Raw genomic sequence first — 18,640 nt, forward strand, 5'->3', positions numbered from 1 at the left:
ACACCAACTCCGTACCAACTTATGGCCAACTCCCTACTGCGACTACCTTGAGTATACTGTGAGTCCACCTTGAGTCCACCTTTTAATTGTTAAGTCACCATGCTGACACCGTTTTTACAAGTAGCTTGCAGTCAGGAGTTGGTATGGATTTGGTCATAACCTGTTCTTAAGAAAGCCCCTCAGAGATGACCAGAATTATAATACCTGCCCTGTTCCACCACAACCGACTTGTACTGTCCTGCCCGGCAAAATTAGGTTGCACTTGGATCGTTCGTTATTTTTAACAATTATTGTTTTTAACGACTTAACAGTAGGGTTGCCTACGAAACACATAACTGTCAATCATGAGATATAAATTAATATTTTCCCTCATTTTATGCTCAATTGTTGTCACTCGCTTGAGCATTGCACAAACAGGCAAGATCAAACAAGAACAGATCAACATCCAAGCACCTTTTGAAATGCCAACGCTTAGAATCCCAAATTTCGAACATTGTAAAAACTATGACATTCGTGATTTCGGTGCGCGTCAGGGAGACAAGGAAAGTACCTCTACAGCAATCGCCACGGCGATCGATCTAGCCACAACATCTGGAGGCAATATCATCATCCCCCCAGGAGAGTGGCAAACCAAGGCGATACACTTAAAGAGCAATGTCAACTTACATGTCAGTGCAGAGGCAACCTTATTATTTTCGGGCGATCCGAAAGACTATTTACCTGCTGTTCACAGTAGCTGGGAAGGACTAGAATGCTATAACTACTCCCCACTGATCTACGCATACGAAGCGACAAATGTGGCCATTACTGGTAAGGGAACCCTAAAAGCAGACTTGACTGTGTGGGAGAAATGGTTTCCGAGACCAAAGCCGCATATGGAAAGCATCAAAAATCTCTATAACTGGGCGCAAGAAGGGCTACCTGTCGAACAACGGCTTATGGTCAACGACACATCCAACCTTAGACCTCAGTTTATTCAATTTAACCGTTGCCAACATGTCCGGGTCGAAGATATCAAGATCCGAAACAGTCCTTTTTGGACTTTACATCTCTATTTAACGAAAGATGCACTTATACGTGGTGTTGACATTTACGCGCATGGGCATAACAATGATGGAATTGACCCGGAAATGAGTCAGAATGTATTGATTGAAAATTGCGTATTTGATCAAGGGGATGATGCCATCGCATTGAAGTCAGGTAGAAATCCCGAAGGCTGGAGATTGAAAACACCCACAAAAAATATTGTGATCCGCGATTGCGAGATCAGAGACGGTCATCAACTCCTCGCGATAGGGAGTGAACTCTCGGGTGGTATTGAAAATATTTACCTAAACAATTGCACGGTACTGCCTAATGAGAAACTCATGCACCTACTTTTCATTAAAACCAATGAACGGATGGGCGGTTATGTCAAAAACATTTATTTTTCAAATATCAAAGCCAAAAACCTTAAAGAAGGTATACTCGGAATGGATACCGATGTGCTCTATCAATGGCGCAACCTGGTACCAACCAAAGTAAAAAAACTAACACCAATAACGAATATCTATCTTTCCCACATTCAAGCGGAAGTAGGTCAGTTTGTATCCAAGATCAACGGTAATCCGGAACTTCCCATTCAAACAGTTCAATTGAAGGACGTGCAACTTAAAGAAACAACATCAACTGCTATCCAAAATAAATATGTCAATGATTTTTCCTACAGCAAATAACAATAAAACTGAATAGAGCAGAAACTTTTTTTCAAGAAACCTGAATAAGCATTACTGAAAAGAATGCATGTCATTAAGACTACACCCATAAAAAATGGGCTTTTCTATTAACAGAGAAAAGCCCATTTTTTTATCCTATTCTTTTAATCTGTCAATACATTGACCTTAGGCATGACAAATTGTGTATTTTCTTTTTCGCCTTTCGGTGTACCAAAATAAAAATAGAGTGTCCGGTTAATCTTTTTATCCATTTGATTAAGCTCACCTGCGGGGCCATTCACGGCAGCATTTCCATTGATTCCCAAAGCCAGTTTTGTACCAATAGGAGGAATAGCATCCAAAAAGGAGATATCTCCGGTCGGCAGCTGCGGATAGCCTTTAGGGCCGGATATCCCATAAAACTCGAATAATCGCACAAATAAATCTTCCTGATCTGTTGCGACCAAAAACTTCCCTTGCACGGTATTGAATTGTACCCAACTAACATCCGAAAAATACCCTTTAAATTCAGGAAATGTCCATGGGCCAATACCGGCGTTGCCATTATTGTACATTTTTTCCCATGTATTTAGTGTGACACCTTGCATTCTATTCTTCCATACGCGATAAGGCCCATTGCCGAGCCATTTAGCCCCGATAATATAGTTTTCAGGAAAGTTAAAGCTGACGCCCGCATAAGGTACTGATTTCTTCATATTATAAGCATAATCAAGTTTTAACCAACCGTCAGGTCGCATTGTCCAACGGATAAAACTTAGATGACCATCAAACGCAAACTCAACAACTTCATTTTTTCCATCCTGCCAACGTTTAGCACTTTTCAGCTCCGACTGTCCATCGATAAGCACCGGGCCATTATTGAAAGCTAATTTCATGCTATACTCATTGGCCAGATCAGCTAATAATCCTGTTTTTCTAGAAATGAAAGCTGTTATTCCATTTGCCTTAAGGATATAATGGGCACTGTCTTCTTTCGCTTCAACATCGGTTGAAGATTTCAACGGCAGAATCTCAGCAGTAAGCATCTGATTGGATTTTACACGCCAGGTCCAGGTATAAATTTCCTCTCCATGGGGATCAATCGCAGTCAATACCAGCGCATCATACCGTTTCCAGTCGTTAGGCAAATTCAATTGCAAATTTCCTTTTTGCGTCGGAGCCACAATGGGACTACTTATCTTTAGATACAACACCGTATCCACACCAGCTTTTTCCGCATAGGGCTGTTGATAGGTAATCAGTTTACTCTCAAACCGGCAATCTTTTAGATCAGTAAAATGATAACGGTTTTCCACCGGAATGGATCCGTTGAAGTCAGCAGGTAATTTCTTCATCGTAATATGCACAGGTGCATAGATTTCCCGAATGGCATAGAAACTTCCCTCTTTCTCGCGATGTGGGCCAAGGATTCCATCAGGAGCATTTACGCGGTTGACATCAATCACATTGTTGAAATCTGTACGCACAATGCCCTCATCTGCAAAATCCCAAATAAATCCGCCTGCACCTAATTTGGCATTCCAATGCAGCTCCCAGATATCCGCCAATCCCGCCGCAGCACCGCCATCATCCTGTGCATGGAGAAATTCGGTCGGCATATAAATATTTGGTCCTTCCAGAATTTTTTTTGTCGAATAAAAATCTTCATAATGGTTACAGTCGATTCCGTTGATAGCATTTCCCGGTCTATGGTGTGCATGAATTACTGTTCTCGCCGAAAGATCATATTTCTTGTACTCATCTACAAGCTCTTTATTGTGTCCTCCTTCATTGCCGTTGCTCCATAGTATAATGGAAGGATGGTTGGCATCCCGAATAACCATTTCTCGCACCAGTTTTTTACCCACAACGGTGCTGTATGCCTTTTGCCAGCCGGCCAATTCATCCAAAACATATAGTCCCAATGAATCGCAATACGCCAAAAACGAACGATCTGGCGGGTAATGCGAACATCGTACCGCATTCATATTCATTTCCTTGATCAGCTTGACATCATTCAGATCCAATTGTGCATTCACCGAACGTCCCGTTTCGGGCCACCATACATGGCGGTTGACACCTTTCATCTTCACTTTTACGCCATTGACATAGATACCATCGCCCTGACGAACTTCAATTGTTCTGAACCCAAAACGATCTTGATATTGATATCCTTTATTCTTCCCATTCCATAGGGTATAGGTTACCTGATATAGGTTTGGTGTCTCGGCGGTCCATAATAAAGGTTTTTCTACTTTCATTTCGACCAATTTCACGGAATCTTTAGCACTAATCGGAAATTTCTGAGTCGAGATTACGTTACCCTTCAGATCTTTGATCTCTACCGATAGATTGTTGGCCTTAGAGAGACCTTCCAAATGCACATTGCTGCGAAAGGTTCCGTCTGCCTTGGCATCAATGGCCGTCCAGCTGATATGCTGCTGTGGTGTCGCCTCCAAGTATACGGGTCTATAAATCCCCCCTAAAATCCAATAATCCGCAAGACGCTCCGCATTGTTGACAGATTTATCGGAAGACATTTTCGATACAGTAGCTTCCAGTATATTGACCTTGTCAAAGGTAATCTTGTCAGTAACATCGTACTTAAACTGATAGAAAGCACCCTGATGGATATCGCCAGCCGGCTTCCCGTTGATTTTAACTTCGGTGTCGGTCATTGAACCTTCAAAAACAAGGCTTATTTTTTTACCTTTCCAATTTTTTGGAACAGTAAACTGATGACGATACAAACCTTTTTCATCGTGAAAGATGAAATTTTTACCATAGGTCACATAATCCCGACCATAATTGTAAGCCCCAAATCCCTGTTGCTCCCAATGACTGGGAACGGCGATCTTAGCCCATTTTCCCGCTTTACGTCCTCCTGTCACCCAGAAGTCCCAATTGACCGTATGAGCATTGTCCGTTCCCGAAAGATATTGTATTTCCTTCACTGTCTGCGCGGAGGCAGGATGTGCCATCATAACGTATATCAGAGCAAAGAAGACAGTTCGAATTTTAAGCATAGGTTTTTTTATTGTATTAGCAATCTCCTAAAATAAAAAGTTCAGGCCACTTTAGTGTCCTGAACTCACCTGAATGGTTTTTGCTGGCAACATGTATCGCTAAACATACCGTACTGCCGATACAGCACAGCACAGGATGACAAATTCATTTGAGATTCCTAAACTTGTAGTATTATTTGGTGATTTCGCCATTTAGATGGTGAGTATCTATGTGATGGTTTAGATGAAACTATGCGAATTGTATCACAGGAAAGCCAATGAAAAAGCATTATATTTTTTATCATAAATTTAGGATTAATTGGTTATTTTAAAGGTTTTCATCCTCTCCGTTTGAAAACCTTTTTTTTATGACAATCACTTGGATTATGAGGACAACAACGTGACTATTTGATCATTACAGCATCTTAAATAGTTCAAAAGAAAGGTCTCACAAATAACACTATTCCGTTCTAAAAGGCAATGCCGGTAATCCGTCCTTATTGAAAAAATTGGGACGCGCTGTTTCGTGCCAAGCAAAACGAACCTGTTTTGGGGACCTTACGGATGCTGCGGATACAATGACATGCTCGCCCTCGATCTTTGCTTCGGCAGGCACAAATTTGCCATCTGAACCAGCAATCTCAAACCAGGACAGTTGATCTCCTTTGCATTGTAATCCGCCGCCCACATAGTTAAAATTCAGTACTATGCTATTATTGACTATCTTTTTGTTTTTATATTGCGGTCCTGAAAAAACAATATCTTTTTGACCATAATCTAATGCCAGGGGCCATAATGCCAAACGTCTTCCTACTTCCCATTTGTAGGAGGGGTGTATATCCGAAAGATCATCGACCAAATCAGTGACTACAGCCATTCCCGAATTTTTAATGTTCATGCATTTTGCCTGGATCTCCCAAAACCAAGGCAATGCCTCAGCCTTATGTTTTATTTTATCGCTTCTCTTACTATAGAAATAAGGGGCAATCTGAACATAATAAAACGGCATATTTTTGTCCTTCCAGCGCTTCCGCCAGGTATCGATCAATAATTTCTGTTTTGCATAATAACGTGCATCCTCAAACATCAGATTGCTTTCACCTTGATACCAGATAAAGCCTTTCATCGCAAAAGGTGCCAATGGTCGGATCATCGCTTCGTACATTTCCCCAGCGATAGCGTTTTCAATTTTCGTTTCACCATTTTGCGTTTCCTGCCGAAAGGTGCTGGAGTTTTGATAGGCCTCCAAAGGTGTCCACGGCTCTATCCTACTGCCTCCCCAGGACGAACTAATCAATCCAACGGGGACATTCAACTGCTGTTGTAGGGTCTTCCCAAAGAAATAACCGGGAGCCGAAAATGGCGCGAGTGAATTCGGATCGGCTATTTCCCATCCCTTAGTCTCCACATCTTCCTGTTGGCCTTTCTTCTTGGCGACAAGGAATAAGCGAATTTTTGGATTTTCAGGTTGTCGCAACTCTTCCTCCGCACGATCAACGCCTACAGCAGGTTTCTTATAACCTTTACGTAACTGCATCGTATACTCCATATTGGACTGCCCAGAACATAACCAGACTTCACCAACAACAACATTCTCCAACAAGATTGTATTATCGCCTTTTACTTCAATAGTAAAGGGATCGAAACTGGCTTTTTGAGCTGTAAAGGTTGTACTCCATGCTCCTTTTTGATCTGCCACCGTTTTTCTTGTCAACCCCTTCAATTTGATTTCAATCTTCTCCCGAGGATCTGCATGTCCCCAAATAACCACTGGCTTACCTTGCTGAAGCACCATATTCGACCCAAAAACGCGAGGTAATGTGACCTTAGCCTGCGCACTCAGCGCAATAGCTGCCCAAAAAAAGGAAAAAAGAATTCGCTTCATGCTATTTTGATTGAATTGTCTATTGTTAAAATCAAGAAGAACCTGCAATAAGTGGCTTTACGTGCTGGCAAAGACAGTCTTGAATATTCTCTTGATTCTTATTTATGTATATCTACTGTAGTCGTATTAAATATCAAACTTATGCAATGAAATTAAGCATCTATTTATCCATATGCAACCTGTACTTCACTGTTTTCCAAATAGAAGACACTGCGATAACGTGTCAGAAACTACTTACGAGGAATCAGTTTGCTTTTAATAGATTTGACAGAACGGTTTGACTGACTGTAAAAGCTGTTCCATGACGGGCACCTTTCGGAAATGTCACCAGATCGGAGACATCTTCCCAGTTGATGCCGTCTTTGCTTCGTACAGCTCCATATTTGTGGTCGCGGTATTTATCGAAATAAACGTATATATATTCCCCAACTTGCAATGGTGCGGGACCTTCCGCCCAATAATCACCTGTAATCGGCTTCGAGACAGTAGTCGGGAATCCCTGCGATAAACGCTTTGTTTTGGTGATTCGAATATTTTTCTCAGGCGGATTAGAATTCTCATTTTTCAACACCATCATATATTCCTGATTGGATTGCTGTATAATAGCCGCATCAATGACACTAAATTCGGAATTAAAAAATAACTTGGTTTTTGAGAAACGTTTAAAATCCTTTGTCGTCACGCTATACATCCGGTGGTTTAAACCTTTCTCACTGTCACTGGTCTGTACCTCTTTATGTCGACCGGGGATCGTCGTGGCCCAAAGGATATAATATTCCTTCGTTGCTTTGTCGTAAAAAAGTTCCGGAGCCCATGCATTTTTTGCATCAGGTTCATCTACCATGACCGGTATTGCTTTTTGTTCGGTCCATTCCATCAGATCTTTGGAAGAGGAATATCCGATAATTTTGTCCCACCAACCCGTTGTCCACACCAGGTGAAAGGTACCATCAGGGCCCTGGCAAATACTGGGGTCACGCATCAGTTTATCTTTTCCTACCGTTGGTGTTAAGAGCGATTTTCCCTGATTCAATGGTTCCCATTTCAAACCATCCAAACTATAAGCTAAATGCAATCCATCAGCACCATTACCTATAAAATAGGAGAAAAGATATACGGGAGATTGTGCCTTAACGAGGCAAGTTAAAATAACGAAGAGCGTGACTAGAAATTGTTTTTTCATTTTTATATCTTTAATCATGAGTTTCCACTACATCGCTGGAAACGAATACCTTAATCCAAATATACGGTTACTTCATCAACCACTACCCCCTCATCAAGTGCTTTGATGCGCAATATTTCCTGCCGTTCCTCTAGCATCAGATCCTACCACTAAAAGTGTTGGTATTTTTTCCATTTGAATCACTTTCAAATAAAAAGCTTCCCATTTAGCGTTTATATCAGCAAGAGAAAGGTGATGATCTTTTATCAATTTGCTAATAATGGGATCATTTATTTCCCCAATTATAATTGCACCAGCATCTGCACTGTCTATTCGTTTAAAAGCACATTGGCCAACCTGCTTTGCATCAGCATCCAAAATTTCCGATGCAGTTTCAACCACAGGGTTACTACCTCCATAATAGACATTCGCAGCCTGATTATTTTTGATCAGATTGAATCCTGAATTGGCAAACAAGGGCACAATGGCCAAACAGAGATTTATAAAAACTAAAATAGACTTCTTTTGCAAAGCTGGATATATCATATGAGTTGAATGAGACTATTTCGCATCCGATTGAATTCGGATGATGGTTAACGAATAAGGCGGCAATTGCTGGTTTTTGAGCTTGTCAACGGTCACGGTCTTTTCTTCGGGTTTTACCGTTTTACTTTCCAATTTTCCCGTCAACTGAGAAACAAGGGCTGTATTACCCTTCACATGGAGTTGATCCAATTCCATTTGTATGTTGACCGCAACGGGTAATATATTAACCAGTTTTACAATGAGCGATTGATCCTTTGGATCTTTAACAATAGAAAATGCCACACGCTTCTGTATCTCAACGGCAGCATTAGAATAAACTGCTTCGACTGGAACATATTCGGTTCCGCTATTACGCCCAAATAATTGTTGTACATAGTAGGATGGTGTTAATCTCACATCAGTATTGGTAAAATAAATAAGGTCAGGTCGCCATTGTGTATAACCGTCTTTGGCTAACAATGGCGCGTAAGACGCCATCTTAACAATATCGCCATTTCTTTCCAATGCCGTGAGATAGGCCGCTTCCGCCAATGCAACTTCCAATGTACTCGCCCGACCATCAATATGCGCCGCATATTCTCCTAAATACACCTGCGATTTACTTCGATCGTATTTATCGTAGAAATCCTGGTTATGAATAAACCAGCCCGGTGTCTGATAGTAATGTTCATCCATAATAGGTATACGTAATTTATCCGCAATTTTCCAGCCTTCCACATAATCAGTGCCCTGGAAAAATGGGCCAGCTGTTCCGATGACCTGTATTTCAGGATATTTCTCGCGGATAGCATTATAAATCATCGTAAAACGTTCCTCAAATACATCTGATATCAGATCTTCGTTCCCCACGCCAATATATTTTAGATGAAACGGTTCCGGATGGCCTGCAGCAGCTCGAACTTTTCCCCAGGTACTATTTTTGTCCCCGTTGGCCCATTCGATCAGGTTCAGTACTTCCTGGACATAGTCATCCATATCTTCCATGGGGATACCGCACTGTTGTCCTCCTAGTGGATGGCCATGTGAGCCCGAATTTTGACAAGGCACACCCGCTGCTACGACCGGAACGGCATAAGCCCCAATATCTTCACAAAACTGAAAATATTCATAATATCCCAAACCTACGGTCTGATGATATCCCCACATATTCCGCTGTGGCACGCGGCTTTCCAATGGCCCTACTGTCCTGGACCAATGGTAAATATTTTCAATGCCATCTCCATGCGCCAGACAACCTCCCGGAAAACGTACAAAGCGTGGATTTAATGCCGCAATCGCCTCGGCCAGATCCTTTCGCATTCCGTTTTTGCGTCCCTTAAACGTATTTTGGGGAAACAACGAGATCAGGTCGAGATCCAGTTGCTGCACATCTGTAAATGCAAACTCCAATACAGCGTCTTTACAGGCCGAACTGGGGGTCAGCACGAATTGGTATTTCTTCCAGTCTTTATCAGCAACGGTTAACGATGATTCATCCAGTACCTTTCCTTCTTTCGTACTGATTCGGATGTTTAGCCGAGCTTTTTTACCTGCCGGAACTCTTCCAAAAAACGAGAGGTCATAGCGTTCCTGCTTATGCAAAGCAATTCCATCATACCCTATATTTCTGAATACCCCTGAACCACTTAAGCTCGCATAATATTTATTATTGGAATGAATGGGACGTATACTATCAATATGAAATTGCCCAGCACCATCCACGGACCAGGCTGTTTTCTGGTTCCAATTTTTGTCATGCCCCTGCTTATCACTCAATTTATATTCAAAATCTCTATTTTGAATCAGCTCCGCATAGAGACCTCCATCCGCAGCATAGTTGATATCTTCAAAAAACACACCTACCAACATATCACTGATCGGTTTGCTGAGGGCTGTCCGTGGTGTCAACCTAACATCCAATGGCTGTAGACCTAGAAAGCGAGCCGCGTCCTCGACACTTCTTTCGGACCATTGCTTTTGTTTCAGCACGGCAAGATCATAGTGTTTGATCAGTTCTTTAATAACGGTCCAGGAAACTTTCAGCTTTGTTCCCTTCACAGTCTCGCCGTTGAGCATGACCTGGTGCTGAGCAGATAAACTGTTTTTTACTTCAGAGACTATGGAATGATCCATATTGTTAAGCTTTATAAAATATTCTTGCCTGCCCCAGGTATAAAAATCACTCGTGTGTGTATAAGCATACGGTCCTTCGCTGGATGGACTCAGCTGCCATATAGCGGCCCACCCGCCTTCTTTCTTGGGGATTATTACCGGATTTATCATCCGTTTTTCCTCTCCCCAACGACCATAATCTGATTTTACGAAAGCAAGTGCTGTTCCGATGGAGTTCCATTGTTTACCGTCCAAACTCCATGCATATAGCAACCCTTCGCGGCCGGCATTTTTTTCTTTTGCATAAGCAAATAATTGGGCGGAATCAGGATCAGCAGTAGCGGTCCGAACCGTACTGGCATTGACGTCAAAAACCCAAATAAGACCGAAAAAGCAAACTGCTCTTACCAGAAAAAGAATGTAGGCCCTTAATTTGAAAATATGTCTTTCCATTGGTTATAATTAATCAGAATTTATTTATAAATGTAAAAAATACAATTATAAAACACAAACCTCATTATCAAATGAATGAACTGCTTTTAGCCCTTACAGCTGTAGGCTGGTTTTATCGAAGGCAGGTTTATATTCGTTTCCGTGCAACTAATTCCCGTCCGGTTTTATCACACTGTTGATCACACTCGGTGGCCAATACCAAGTATCGACCTGATCTGGATGCTGTGGATCAAATTGCTGAAAGTCCACGATATGCTCTTTGAGTGGCAACTGGTTATCGCTTATGCCGGTCAGGACCATTTTTGCAATTTCGTAAGCTCCATAAGGGTTAAAATGTGTATTGTCGCTTAGATCGCTTTGCTGATTCGGAAAAGTATGCGCGGGGTAATGTACCAATGCCCGTTTGGATCCTTCGACGCCCAATGCCTCGTAAAACAAACTTGTCAGTTTATTTAAGTCGATTAGCGGAACCTGAAGTTCCGCTGCGATTTTTCTTGCCGCATCGGGAAAATCTCCTAGCGTCTGTATCAGCTGTCCATGGGTATCAAATGCGCGCCGTGCGGTTGATGTCAGGATCACGGGGATACCACCTTTTGCTCTAAATGCATGGACAAAATACTGTAGTCGTTGGCTATAGCCCCTATATGCACCTGCCTGATCGTCTTTTTCCTTTTGATCGTTGTGTCCGAATTCAATAAATAAGTAGTCTCGGGGCTTAGCAATGGAAAGGATTTTTTCCAGTCTTTTGGAGGAAATAAACGTGCGCAATGACAATCCTGATTCGGCGTGGTTGGCTACCGCTATGTGGGCATCAAAAAATCGGGGGATCATCTGCCCCCAAGAAGCCCAAGGCTCCTCCTCCTGGTTTACTACCGTTGAATTACCAGCTAAAAATACAGTGGTAACGTCATTTACCGTCTCGACCCGGATTGCAGCGATACAGTTCGTCTGTTGAAACTCCAAAGTCAACCTGTTATCCCAGTCCAGTTTTTGCAGCTCACGGCTCTTCAATGCCACGCGGCCACCCGAAACAATCTTGGGATCTTTCACATGTACTATAAAAGCTTTCTCCAAAGATTCTTGCGGCAACACCTGTTGGTTTTCTATCTGCAGCCTCCGAGATTCGGACCGTACTGTACTGTGGTAAATGCCGTTCTGTAATCCTCGATAGCTTACGGTGATCCGATAATTTCCTTCTGGGAGTTTTACCGAAAAATAAAAGGGCTTTTCGCTAAAAAGGCGTTTCCTTTTTTGATCGATAGAGACATTCCGTTCTGTCAAAAACTCAAAGCCATATCCACGTGAGTCTGCATACGGCATTGCTTCTTTTAAGACCGTTGATGTTCCGGTCTTGCCTTCGCCAAAAGTAAACTCCCGCAAGATCTGCTCGGCAGATATGGCTACAGATCTGGAGATGATAAAAAGGCCGACCGTTAAGATGAATCGTTTCATTTTTAAGTTGTATAATTCGTATCCAGTAAATATAATTCTTGTTGGCGAGCCGACCACCCTGCGCTTTCCTGCATATTATGCTGGGCTTGCTGCAGTCGACAGTTCAGGACAGCTAATCCAGGAATTTTGAGCATCTTTAGCCATCATATAATAATTGGTATAATTATTCATAATTTTAGGTTTTTTATAAAAGGTTTCCTTACGCCCGTTTGGAAACCTTTTTATTTTGGTACCTTGTAGAAGCGTGATCATGCTTGTCATCAAAAACTAAAAAGGCCAGCCGATAATTGGCTGACCTTTACTGATAACTAATAAAAAAACTAAATTCTTAACTCCGCTCATCGTTAGTACCACCGCTGCTTCGCCCTAAAATAACGTAGTTCAATAATATCGTTGGGAATAGGCTGTTTATTCCAATGGTCATGGATGACCAACGCGGCACCAAGCGCGGTTGCCTGAGCCATTGAAGCCCCAAACACCTCGCTATGTGGGAATGCCTGCGCCAGTAAGGTCATATAAATCACATTACGGCTAAATCCTCCATCCACAAATATCCGCTGAACACCATTATTTTGAAGAATCAGCGAGGTTGATTTAATCTGAGCTTTGACCAGATACATCATCAGCACATGATACGCCTCGATATAGGTTTTGAAATGATTCAAATCAATTGATGAGAAAGCGTCCAGCTCATCGGAAATATCCATGACCTGATACTTTTCAATAATATCCCAATCGAGATTAATCTGTTTAAACTTGCCTGTGGACACCTGAAAAAACTGCGCAATGCGTTTGATCTGCTCTTCATGTGTATATCCCGCAAACAACCGAGATGCCTTTACAGGGCGGCCTGTGTACGTCATATACATGAGGCAATCCTGGTTCAGTTCTTCTTTTGTCAATGATTCGGTATTAAAAGGATTAAAAGAAATACACCAAGTACCTGTTGAGATCAGAACAAAGGGTTCATGAAAATTCAACAGATACGGGATCAAAGCTGAGGAACTGTCATGCAAACCGCTGCCCACAAGATAGCCACTGCCGGGAAAAGTTGCCCGAAACAGCTGATCCCCCTGGACAATTGGCGCCATTTTTTGGATAATACCGGTATCATTCACCCACCGATGGTAATTATTTTTGCTGAAATCCCAAAGCGCTGTATGACAACCAATACTCGTCATATCCGAATAAGGCTGCCCTGAAATCAGATAACTCAAGTATTGCGGAAGGTGCAGGGCCCATTTCACTTCCTTGAATAGCTCGGGCCTTAACTTCAAAAGACGGTAAATCTGCAATCCTGAATTCAGACTTCCTAAACTCGGAGACGATGTCTCCAAGGAAAACCTATCTTTTCCTCCATACTGCGCGTAAAAGGATTCCAGTAATTTCTTCGGATAATCCTTCAAATAGTTGTATAATGGTGTTAACGGCCGGCCATCTTTGTCAATGTAGACGAAACTCGCTCCATAAGAAGTAAAGTTAATCGCTTTGATTTCAAACTCTCCCTTCCGGAACACCTCATGCAATGAGTCAAAAACTGATAAACGCAGACTCTCTAGGTTTTCACAGCTATCCCCATCCTCGTCGTTAGTCTCTAAAAAACGAGCAGATCGTTCAAAAACTATCTGATACTGTTCATTAAAGAGAAATAATTTTTTATTGGTCTTCCCAACGTCAAAGATGGCCACTACTGGTATTGGTTTCCCCTTCATTCTTCTTCCCTATTACAAACCTGTAGCGACAGAATTGATTCCGCGTTCCTCAATGAGTTTTGCCCGTAAGTTTTGTTCGTTGAATAATTGTACTGGCTGCAAGGCTGCCCCGCTTCTTAGCCTAGCCTCAGCGACAAGCGGCCTGACATCGGTACGGAATGCATCTTGCAGGATTTCCTGTGCCCTTACAATATCGTTACCTTGCTGGGCCTGTTTCAGTGCCTTGCGGTCGACCAACAAGGCCTGCGCATAGGCGATTTTAATTGCTTCAACCGACTGCAGCAGGTCGACCAGCGGATCCTTCAAGTTATGAGACGCATCAATCATCCAGCCAAGCCCGGTAGCATGATCAATTCCGTTCAGGTCCATACCGTCAACCAGTTCGTTGAAGATCAAGAATAACTGGTAAGGCTTGATACTTCCGGCTGTGAGGTCATCATCCGCATACTTACTATCGTTAAAATGAAATCCACCCAATTTACCCTCCATCAGCAACAACGAAACGATTTGCTCGATGTTTGCATTTGGCAAATGGTGTCCCAGATCCACCAATGTATAGGCTTTGGGCCCCAGTTTATTGGCCAATAGCAATGACTGTCCCCAATCGCCGATGGTGGTCGAATAGAAGTAAGGTTCAAAGGCTTTGTATTCAACAAAAAGTTTCCAGTCGTCGGGTAAATGTTTGTAAATCTCACTTAGGCTGGATAATGTATTTTGGAAGGCCTCCCTAAAATTCAGCTGCCCGGGGAAAGACGAACCGTCTGCCAACCAAACCGTTAACGACTTCGACCCCAAGGCTTTTCCATAATTGATTACCTCAATGTTATGAGCAATTGCCTGTTCACGGACCTTAGGGTCTACATGATGGAGGGATCCGAACTTGTAACTGTGTTCCTGCCCTGCTTGATCCTGAAAAGTATTTGAATTGACGGCATCAAAACCAATGCCTAGCGAAGCGGCCAATGCCTTGATTTTCTCCGCATCTTTCGGAATATCCCATGGGATATGTAGAGAAATTGCTCCACTTGATTTATTCAGCGTATGTAATAGAGCTACATCCTCGAGCTTCTGCTCTAGCGTGCCCGGCTCACCTGCCCCGGAAAAGCGCCCAAAACGTGTTCCGCCTGTACCCAATGCCCAGCTTGGAATGGCAATCTGAAATTTTTGAAGTTTATCCAAAATGCCTTCTACGTTCACAATATCCGAAGATAAATAGTTAAACGCTCGCTCGTGTTTATCCTTTAATTGGTTATTGTGTTGATCTATAATTTGTTTATCCAGAATCATAATGTAATGGTTATCGTGTGAAAATGTTAGGTGTCGCGTACATTTTTTCCCTTTCCGAACGCGACACCTAAGATATAAAAATTAACGTACAAACGCCATCGCTACGCCTCCGTCTACGTTCAGAACGTTTCCTGTGGACTTATGCAGAAGACCTCCCACAAAGGCAAAACAGGCATTTGCGATATCTTCGGGAAGAATAATTTCATTCAGCAATGTTCTCTTGGCATAGTAAGCCGGCAGTTCCTCCACTGTTACGCCATAAGCCTTTGCGCGGCCTTCAGCCCATCCGCCAGCCCATATATTACTATCAGAGATCACCGCATCTGGGTTTACAACATTGACCCGCACCTTAAAAGGTCCAAGTTCGGCAGCACACAACCTACTCAGATGCAGCTGTGCAGCCTTTGCACTTCCGTAACCTATATTGTTAGGCCCGCTTACCAATGCATTCTTACTCACGATATTCAGGATATCTCCGCCAATATGTTGTCCTTTTAAAATGGGCGTTACTGCCTGAGTCACCAAAAACTGTCCCTTTACCAAAACATCATATAGAAGATTCCAATCTTTTTGGGTATGGTCTTCGATGGATTTGGAAATTGACAGCCCTGCGTTGTTAACCACGATATCGATTCCACCAAATGCGAGCGAAGCAGTCTTCAATGCTTCACGTATCTGAGCTTCGTCGGTTACATCCAATAAAGTGGAGATAACGGCATCTTTACCAAAGTACGTAACAAACTCCTGTTCACATTCCGCCAAACGCTCTGCGTTAATGTCATTAAGAACTACCACAGCACCTTCCTGCGCCATCTTCTTTGCTATTGCTTTACCAATGCCGCCACCGCTGCCAGTGACCAAAGCAATCTTACCCGACAAGGCTTTTGGTTTTGGCATACGCTGTAACTTCGCCTCCTCGAGCAACCAGTATTCGATATCGAACGCTTCCTGACGCGGTAATGCGGTATATTCACTCACGGCTTCAGCGCCTTTCATGACATTGATGGCATTAATATAGAATTCGGCTGCCACACGTGCTGTCTGTTTATCTTTTGCGAAAGAGAACATGCCCACTCCGGGATATAAGACGATTACCGGATTCTTATCACGGATAGCAGGGCTATTGTCGTGTTTGCAGCTTTCATAGTACTGCGTATACATCCCCCGATATTCTTCAAATAGAGGCGACAATTTGACTTTAAGCCCTTCGACATCATCCAAATTCTCAGACTTGTCGAGATTCAATACCAATGGCTGAATTTTAGTTCTCAAAAAATGATCCGGACAGCTCGTCCCCAATGGTGCCAAACGTTCCAGATCATTGGAGTTGATAAACTCTAACACCCGCTCATCATCGGTAAAATGCCCGATCATATGACGTTCGCTGGAGCAGAATCCTCTCAATATCGGTGCTAATTTGGCGGCTTGTGATGCCCGTTCGTCTTGAGGTAGACTCGTTTCTTTTTGACCACCAAATACAGGCCGTTTTTTTCCAAAGTTATCTTCGAGATAGGAGGCACATGCTTCGATCACATCCAATGAGTTTATATAACATTCATAGGCTGTATCGCCCCAGGTAAATAGTCCATGCGATCCTAGCATAATACCACGGATGCCAGGATTTTCTTCTAGACAAGCTCTGAGCTGTAAGCCTAAATCAAAACCCGGACGTTGCCAATCTACCCAGCCAATGGTACCGTTGAACAACTCTTGAGTGATTTTTTTACCATCCTTGGCCGCAGCGATCGCAATAGCTGCGTCGGGGTGCAAATGGTCAATATGTTTAAAAGGCAGGAAGCCATGCAATGGTGTATCAATTGATGGCGCTTTTGACGCCAGGTCATAAATACAATGGTTAAACAGCTCGACCATTTCATCTTCATGTTCCAGACCACGGTACACATTTTCCAGGTTACGTAAGCGCTTGAGATATAATGCCGCCAAGCCTGATTTCTTCAGTGTTCCGATATCTCCTCCTGACCCTTTAATCCACATGACCTCCACTTGCTCACCGGTCAAGGGGTCTTTTTCCCAAACTTTGCAGGACGTATTGCCTCCACCATAATTTGTAATCCTTAAATCAGCACCTAAAATATTCGAACGATATAAGAGTAAAGCCACTTCATCACCTTGTAGTGCCTGAGCTTTTTCGTCGTCCCATAAATAATTGACATGTTTGTACGTTTTCACTTCTTCTATATTTATTTAAATATTAATTTTCTAATGTCTTTGCAAATCCCACAATGCAAATGGAAATAATAATTGTTACGATCCCTCCAATGATGGAACGATAGGTCGATCGGTCAACGCCCTTCCATTCTTTAAGCACGACACCCCAAGCGTTTGAAATCAGGATGATAAATGCCATGTGCAATATCCACGAGCTAGCCCCATTCCCCAACCGACTTTCTCCCATACCATAAAAGAAAAATTGCAGATACCAGGTCGTTCCGGCCATCGCACACAAAAGCAGATTTTTACCTTTAGGTGTTTCCGACTTCACATAATCCCCATACGTTTTGTTCTTGATCAACAAATACAGGCACCAGAGAAAATTCGTTGCAAAGCCACCCCAAAGAATCACGATGTAGGTCACATTATTTTGATAAAGAAATTCCCCTTGATCGGGGTTAGCAGCTTTCCACAGCGCATTTGCGACGTCCGCCATGGGCTTACCCGCCTCTATTCCAAAATTGAAACAGGCACTCAGTATTCCTGAAATGATAGCGACAACGATGCCCAAGCCAAAATTGTAATCCGCCTTGTTTTCAACAGCTAAGGTGGATAAATGTCGCTCTTTAGAAACACCTGCCTTACCGCAGAGGTATACACCAAGTATACAGACCAAGAGCCCGATCAGAATACAGATCCCAGAATTTGTGGTGAAAAAATAATCTATCCCATGCTTACCACTGGCCTTATTAAAGAAATAGTAAATACTCGGCATCAGGGAACCAAATACCATACTCAGGCCCAGAATGATACTGCTTCCCAAGGATACACCGAGATATCGAACACCTAGGCCGTAAGTCAAGCCTCCGACTCCCCAAAGCAAGCCAAATAGAAATGTATATCCTAAAATAGAATTATCGGTCTCTTTAATAATATCAACAAAATTAGGTATAGTCAGCATCGCCGCTATTGGCGGTACGATAATCCATGAAAAAAGTCCGCCTAGAATCCACATGGATTCCCATGACCAATTTTTCACTTTCTTATACGGCACATAAAAACTTCCCGAGGCGAATCCGCCAATGAAATGAAATATAACTCCGAAGACTGCATTCATATATACTTTATTTAGGTTCTTTGCAACTAAGTTAATTGTTTGATTTTTGTGAACTGTTATGCAC

The 18,640-nt window shown here is 42.6% G+C and carries 11 protein-coding genes; 1 reads left to right on the forward strand and 10 read right to left on the reverse strand.

Features of this window, described 5'->3' with window-relative positions; genetic code table 11:
- Nucleotides 1-344 precede the first annotated feature (344 nt).
- Nucleotides 345-1,715 carry a glycoside hydrolase family 28 protein gene (locus tag K7A41_RS13455; protein ID WP_265714094.1) on the forward strand — a complete coding sequence of 457 codons (1,371 nt, stop codon included), beginning with the start codon at nt 345-347 and terminating at the stop codon, nt 1,713-1,715.
- Between the two features lie 143 nt (nt 1,716-1,858).
- Here K7A41_RS13455 and K7A41_RS13460 read toward each other — a convergent pair whose 3' ends face one another.
- The 10 genes from K7A41_RS13460 to rhaT form a co-directional block, all read right to left on the reverse strand.
- The gene (locus tag K7A41_RS13460) at nt 1,859-4,678 is read right to left on the reverse strand and encodes a glycoside hydrolase family 2 protein (protein ID WP_265714095.1); all 2,820 of its coding nucleotides are present in this window, start codon (nt 4,676-4,678) and stop codon (nt 1,859-1,861) included.
- A 481-nt stretch (nt 4,679-5,159) separates the two neighbouring features.
- A complete protein-coding gene (locus K7A41_RS13465) occupies nt 5,160-6,584 on the reverse strand; it encodes a sialate O-acetylesterase (protein ID WP_265714096.1) in 1,425 nt (474 codons plus the stop codon).
- Nucleotides 6,585-6,828: 244 nt separating this feature from the next.
- On the reverse strand, nt 6,829-7,767 hold the full coding sequence (locus tag K7A41_RS13470; RefSeq protein WP_265714097.1) for a glycoside hydrolase family 43 protein: 939 nt from the start codon (nt 7,765-7,767) through the stop codon (nt 6,829-6,831).
- 93 nt (nt 7,768-7,860) lie between these two features.
- Nucleotides 7,861-8,292, reverse strand: coding sequence for a hypothetical protein (locus tag K7A41_RS13475; protein ID WP_265714098.1), 432 nt, complete (start codon nt 8,290-8,292; stop codon nt 7,861-7,863).
- Between the two features lie 15 nt (nt 8,293-8,307).
- Nucleotides 8,308-10,836, reverse strand: coding sequence for an alpha-L-arabinofuranosidase C-terminal domain-containing protein (locus K7A41_RS13480; protein ID WP_265714099.1), 2,529 nt, complete (start codon nt 10,834-10,836; stop codon nt 8,308-8,310).
- 147 nt (nt 10,837-10,983) lie between these two features.
- On the reverse strand, nt 10,984-12,288 hold the full coding sequence (locus K7A41_RS13485) for a rhamnogalacturonan acetylesterase (protein ID WP_265714100.1): 1,305 nt from the start codon (nt 12,286-12,288) through the stop codon (nt 10,984-10,986).
- A gap of 344 nt (nt 12,289-12,632) precedes the next feature.
- Entirely contained in the window at nt 12,633-14,000 is a 1,368-nt protein-coding gene (locus K7A41_RS13490) for an FGGY-family carbohydrate kinase (protein WP_265714101.1), read from the reverse strand.
- A 12-nt stretch (nt 14,001-14,012) separates the two neighbouring features.
- Complete coding sequence (locus tag K7A41_RS13495; protein ID WP_028071984.1) at nt 14,013-15,287, reverse strand: TIM barrel protein; 1,275 nt, start codon at nt 15,285-15,287, stop codon at nt 14,013-14,015.
- A gap of 81 nt (nt 15,288-15,368) precedes the next feature.
- Nucleotides 15,369-17,477: a bifunctional aldolase/short-chain dehydrogenase gene (locus tag K7A41_RS13500; protein WP_265714102.1), complete on the reverse strand. Its 2,109-nt coding sequence runs from the start codon at nt 17,475-17,477 to the stop codon at nt 15,369-15,371.
- A 22-nt stretch (nt 17,478-17,499) separates the two neighbouring features.
- Nucleotides 17,500-18,576 (reverse strand): L-rhamnose/proton symporter RhaT, encoded by a 1,077-nt coding sequence (gene rhaT, locus K7A41_RS13505; RefSeq protein WP_028071982.1) that lies wholly within the window; start codon nt 18,574-18,576, stop codon nt 17,500-17,502.
- Nucleotides 18,577-18,640 lie beyond the last annotated feature (64 nt).

The sequence above is a fragment of the Sphingobacterium sp. InxBP1 genome (assembly GCF_026191775.1).
Taxonomy (GTDB): Bacteria; Bacteroidota; Bacteroidia; order Sphingobacteriales; family Sphingobacteriaceae; genus Sphingobacterium; species Sphingobacterium thalpophilum.

Excerpts from the sequence above, each read along its gene's own strand:
- K7A41_RS13485 (WP_265714100.1), bottom strand. The coding sequence starts at position 12,288 with ATGAAACGATTCATCTTAACGGTCGGCCTTTTTATCATCTCCAGATCT.
- rhaT (WP_028071982.1), bottom strand. The coding sequence starts at position 18,576 with ATGAATGCAGTCTTCGGAGTTATATTTCATTTCATTGGCGGATTCGCC.
- K7A41_RS13465 (WP_265714096.1), bottom strand. The coding sequence starts at position 6,584 with ATGAAGCGAATTCTTTTTTCCTTTTTTTGGGCAGCTATTGCGCTGAGT.
- K7A41_RS13455 (WP_265714094.1), top strand. The coding sequence starts at position 345 with ATGAGATATAAATTAATATTTTCCCTCATTTTATGCTCAATTGTTGTC.
- K7A41_RS13470 (WP_265714097.1), bottom strand. The coding sequence starts at position 7,767 with ATGAAAAAACAATTTCTAGTCACGCTCTTCGTTATTTTAACTTGCCTC.
- K7A41_RS13475 (WP_265714098.1), bottom strand. The coding sequence starts at position 8,292 with ATGATATATCCAGCTTTGCAAAAGAAGTCTATTTTAGTTTTTATAAAT.
- K7A41_RS13460 (WP_265714095.1), bottom strand. The coding sequence starts at position 4,678 with ATGATGGCACATCCTGCCTCCGCGCAGACAGTGAAGGAAATACAATAT.
- K7A41_RS13495 (WP_028071984.1), bottom strand. The coding sequence starts at position 15,287 with ATGATTCTGGATAAACAAATTATAGATCAACACAATAACCAATTAAAG.
- K7A41_RS13480 (WP_265714099.1), bottom strand. The coding sequence starts at position 10,836 with ATGGAAAGACATATTTTCAAATTAAGGGCCTACATTCTTTTTCTGGTA.
- K7A41_RS13490 (WP_265714101.1), bottom strand. The coding sequence starts at position 14,000 with ATGAAGGGGAAACCAATACCAGTAGTGGCCATCTTTGACGTTGGGAAG.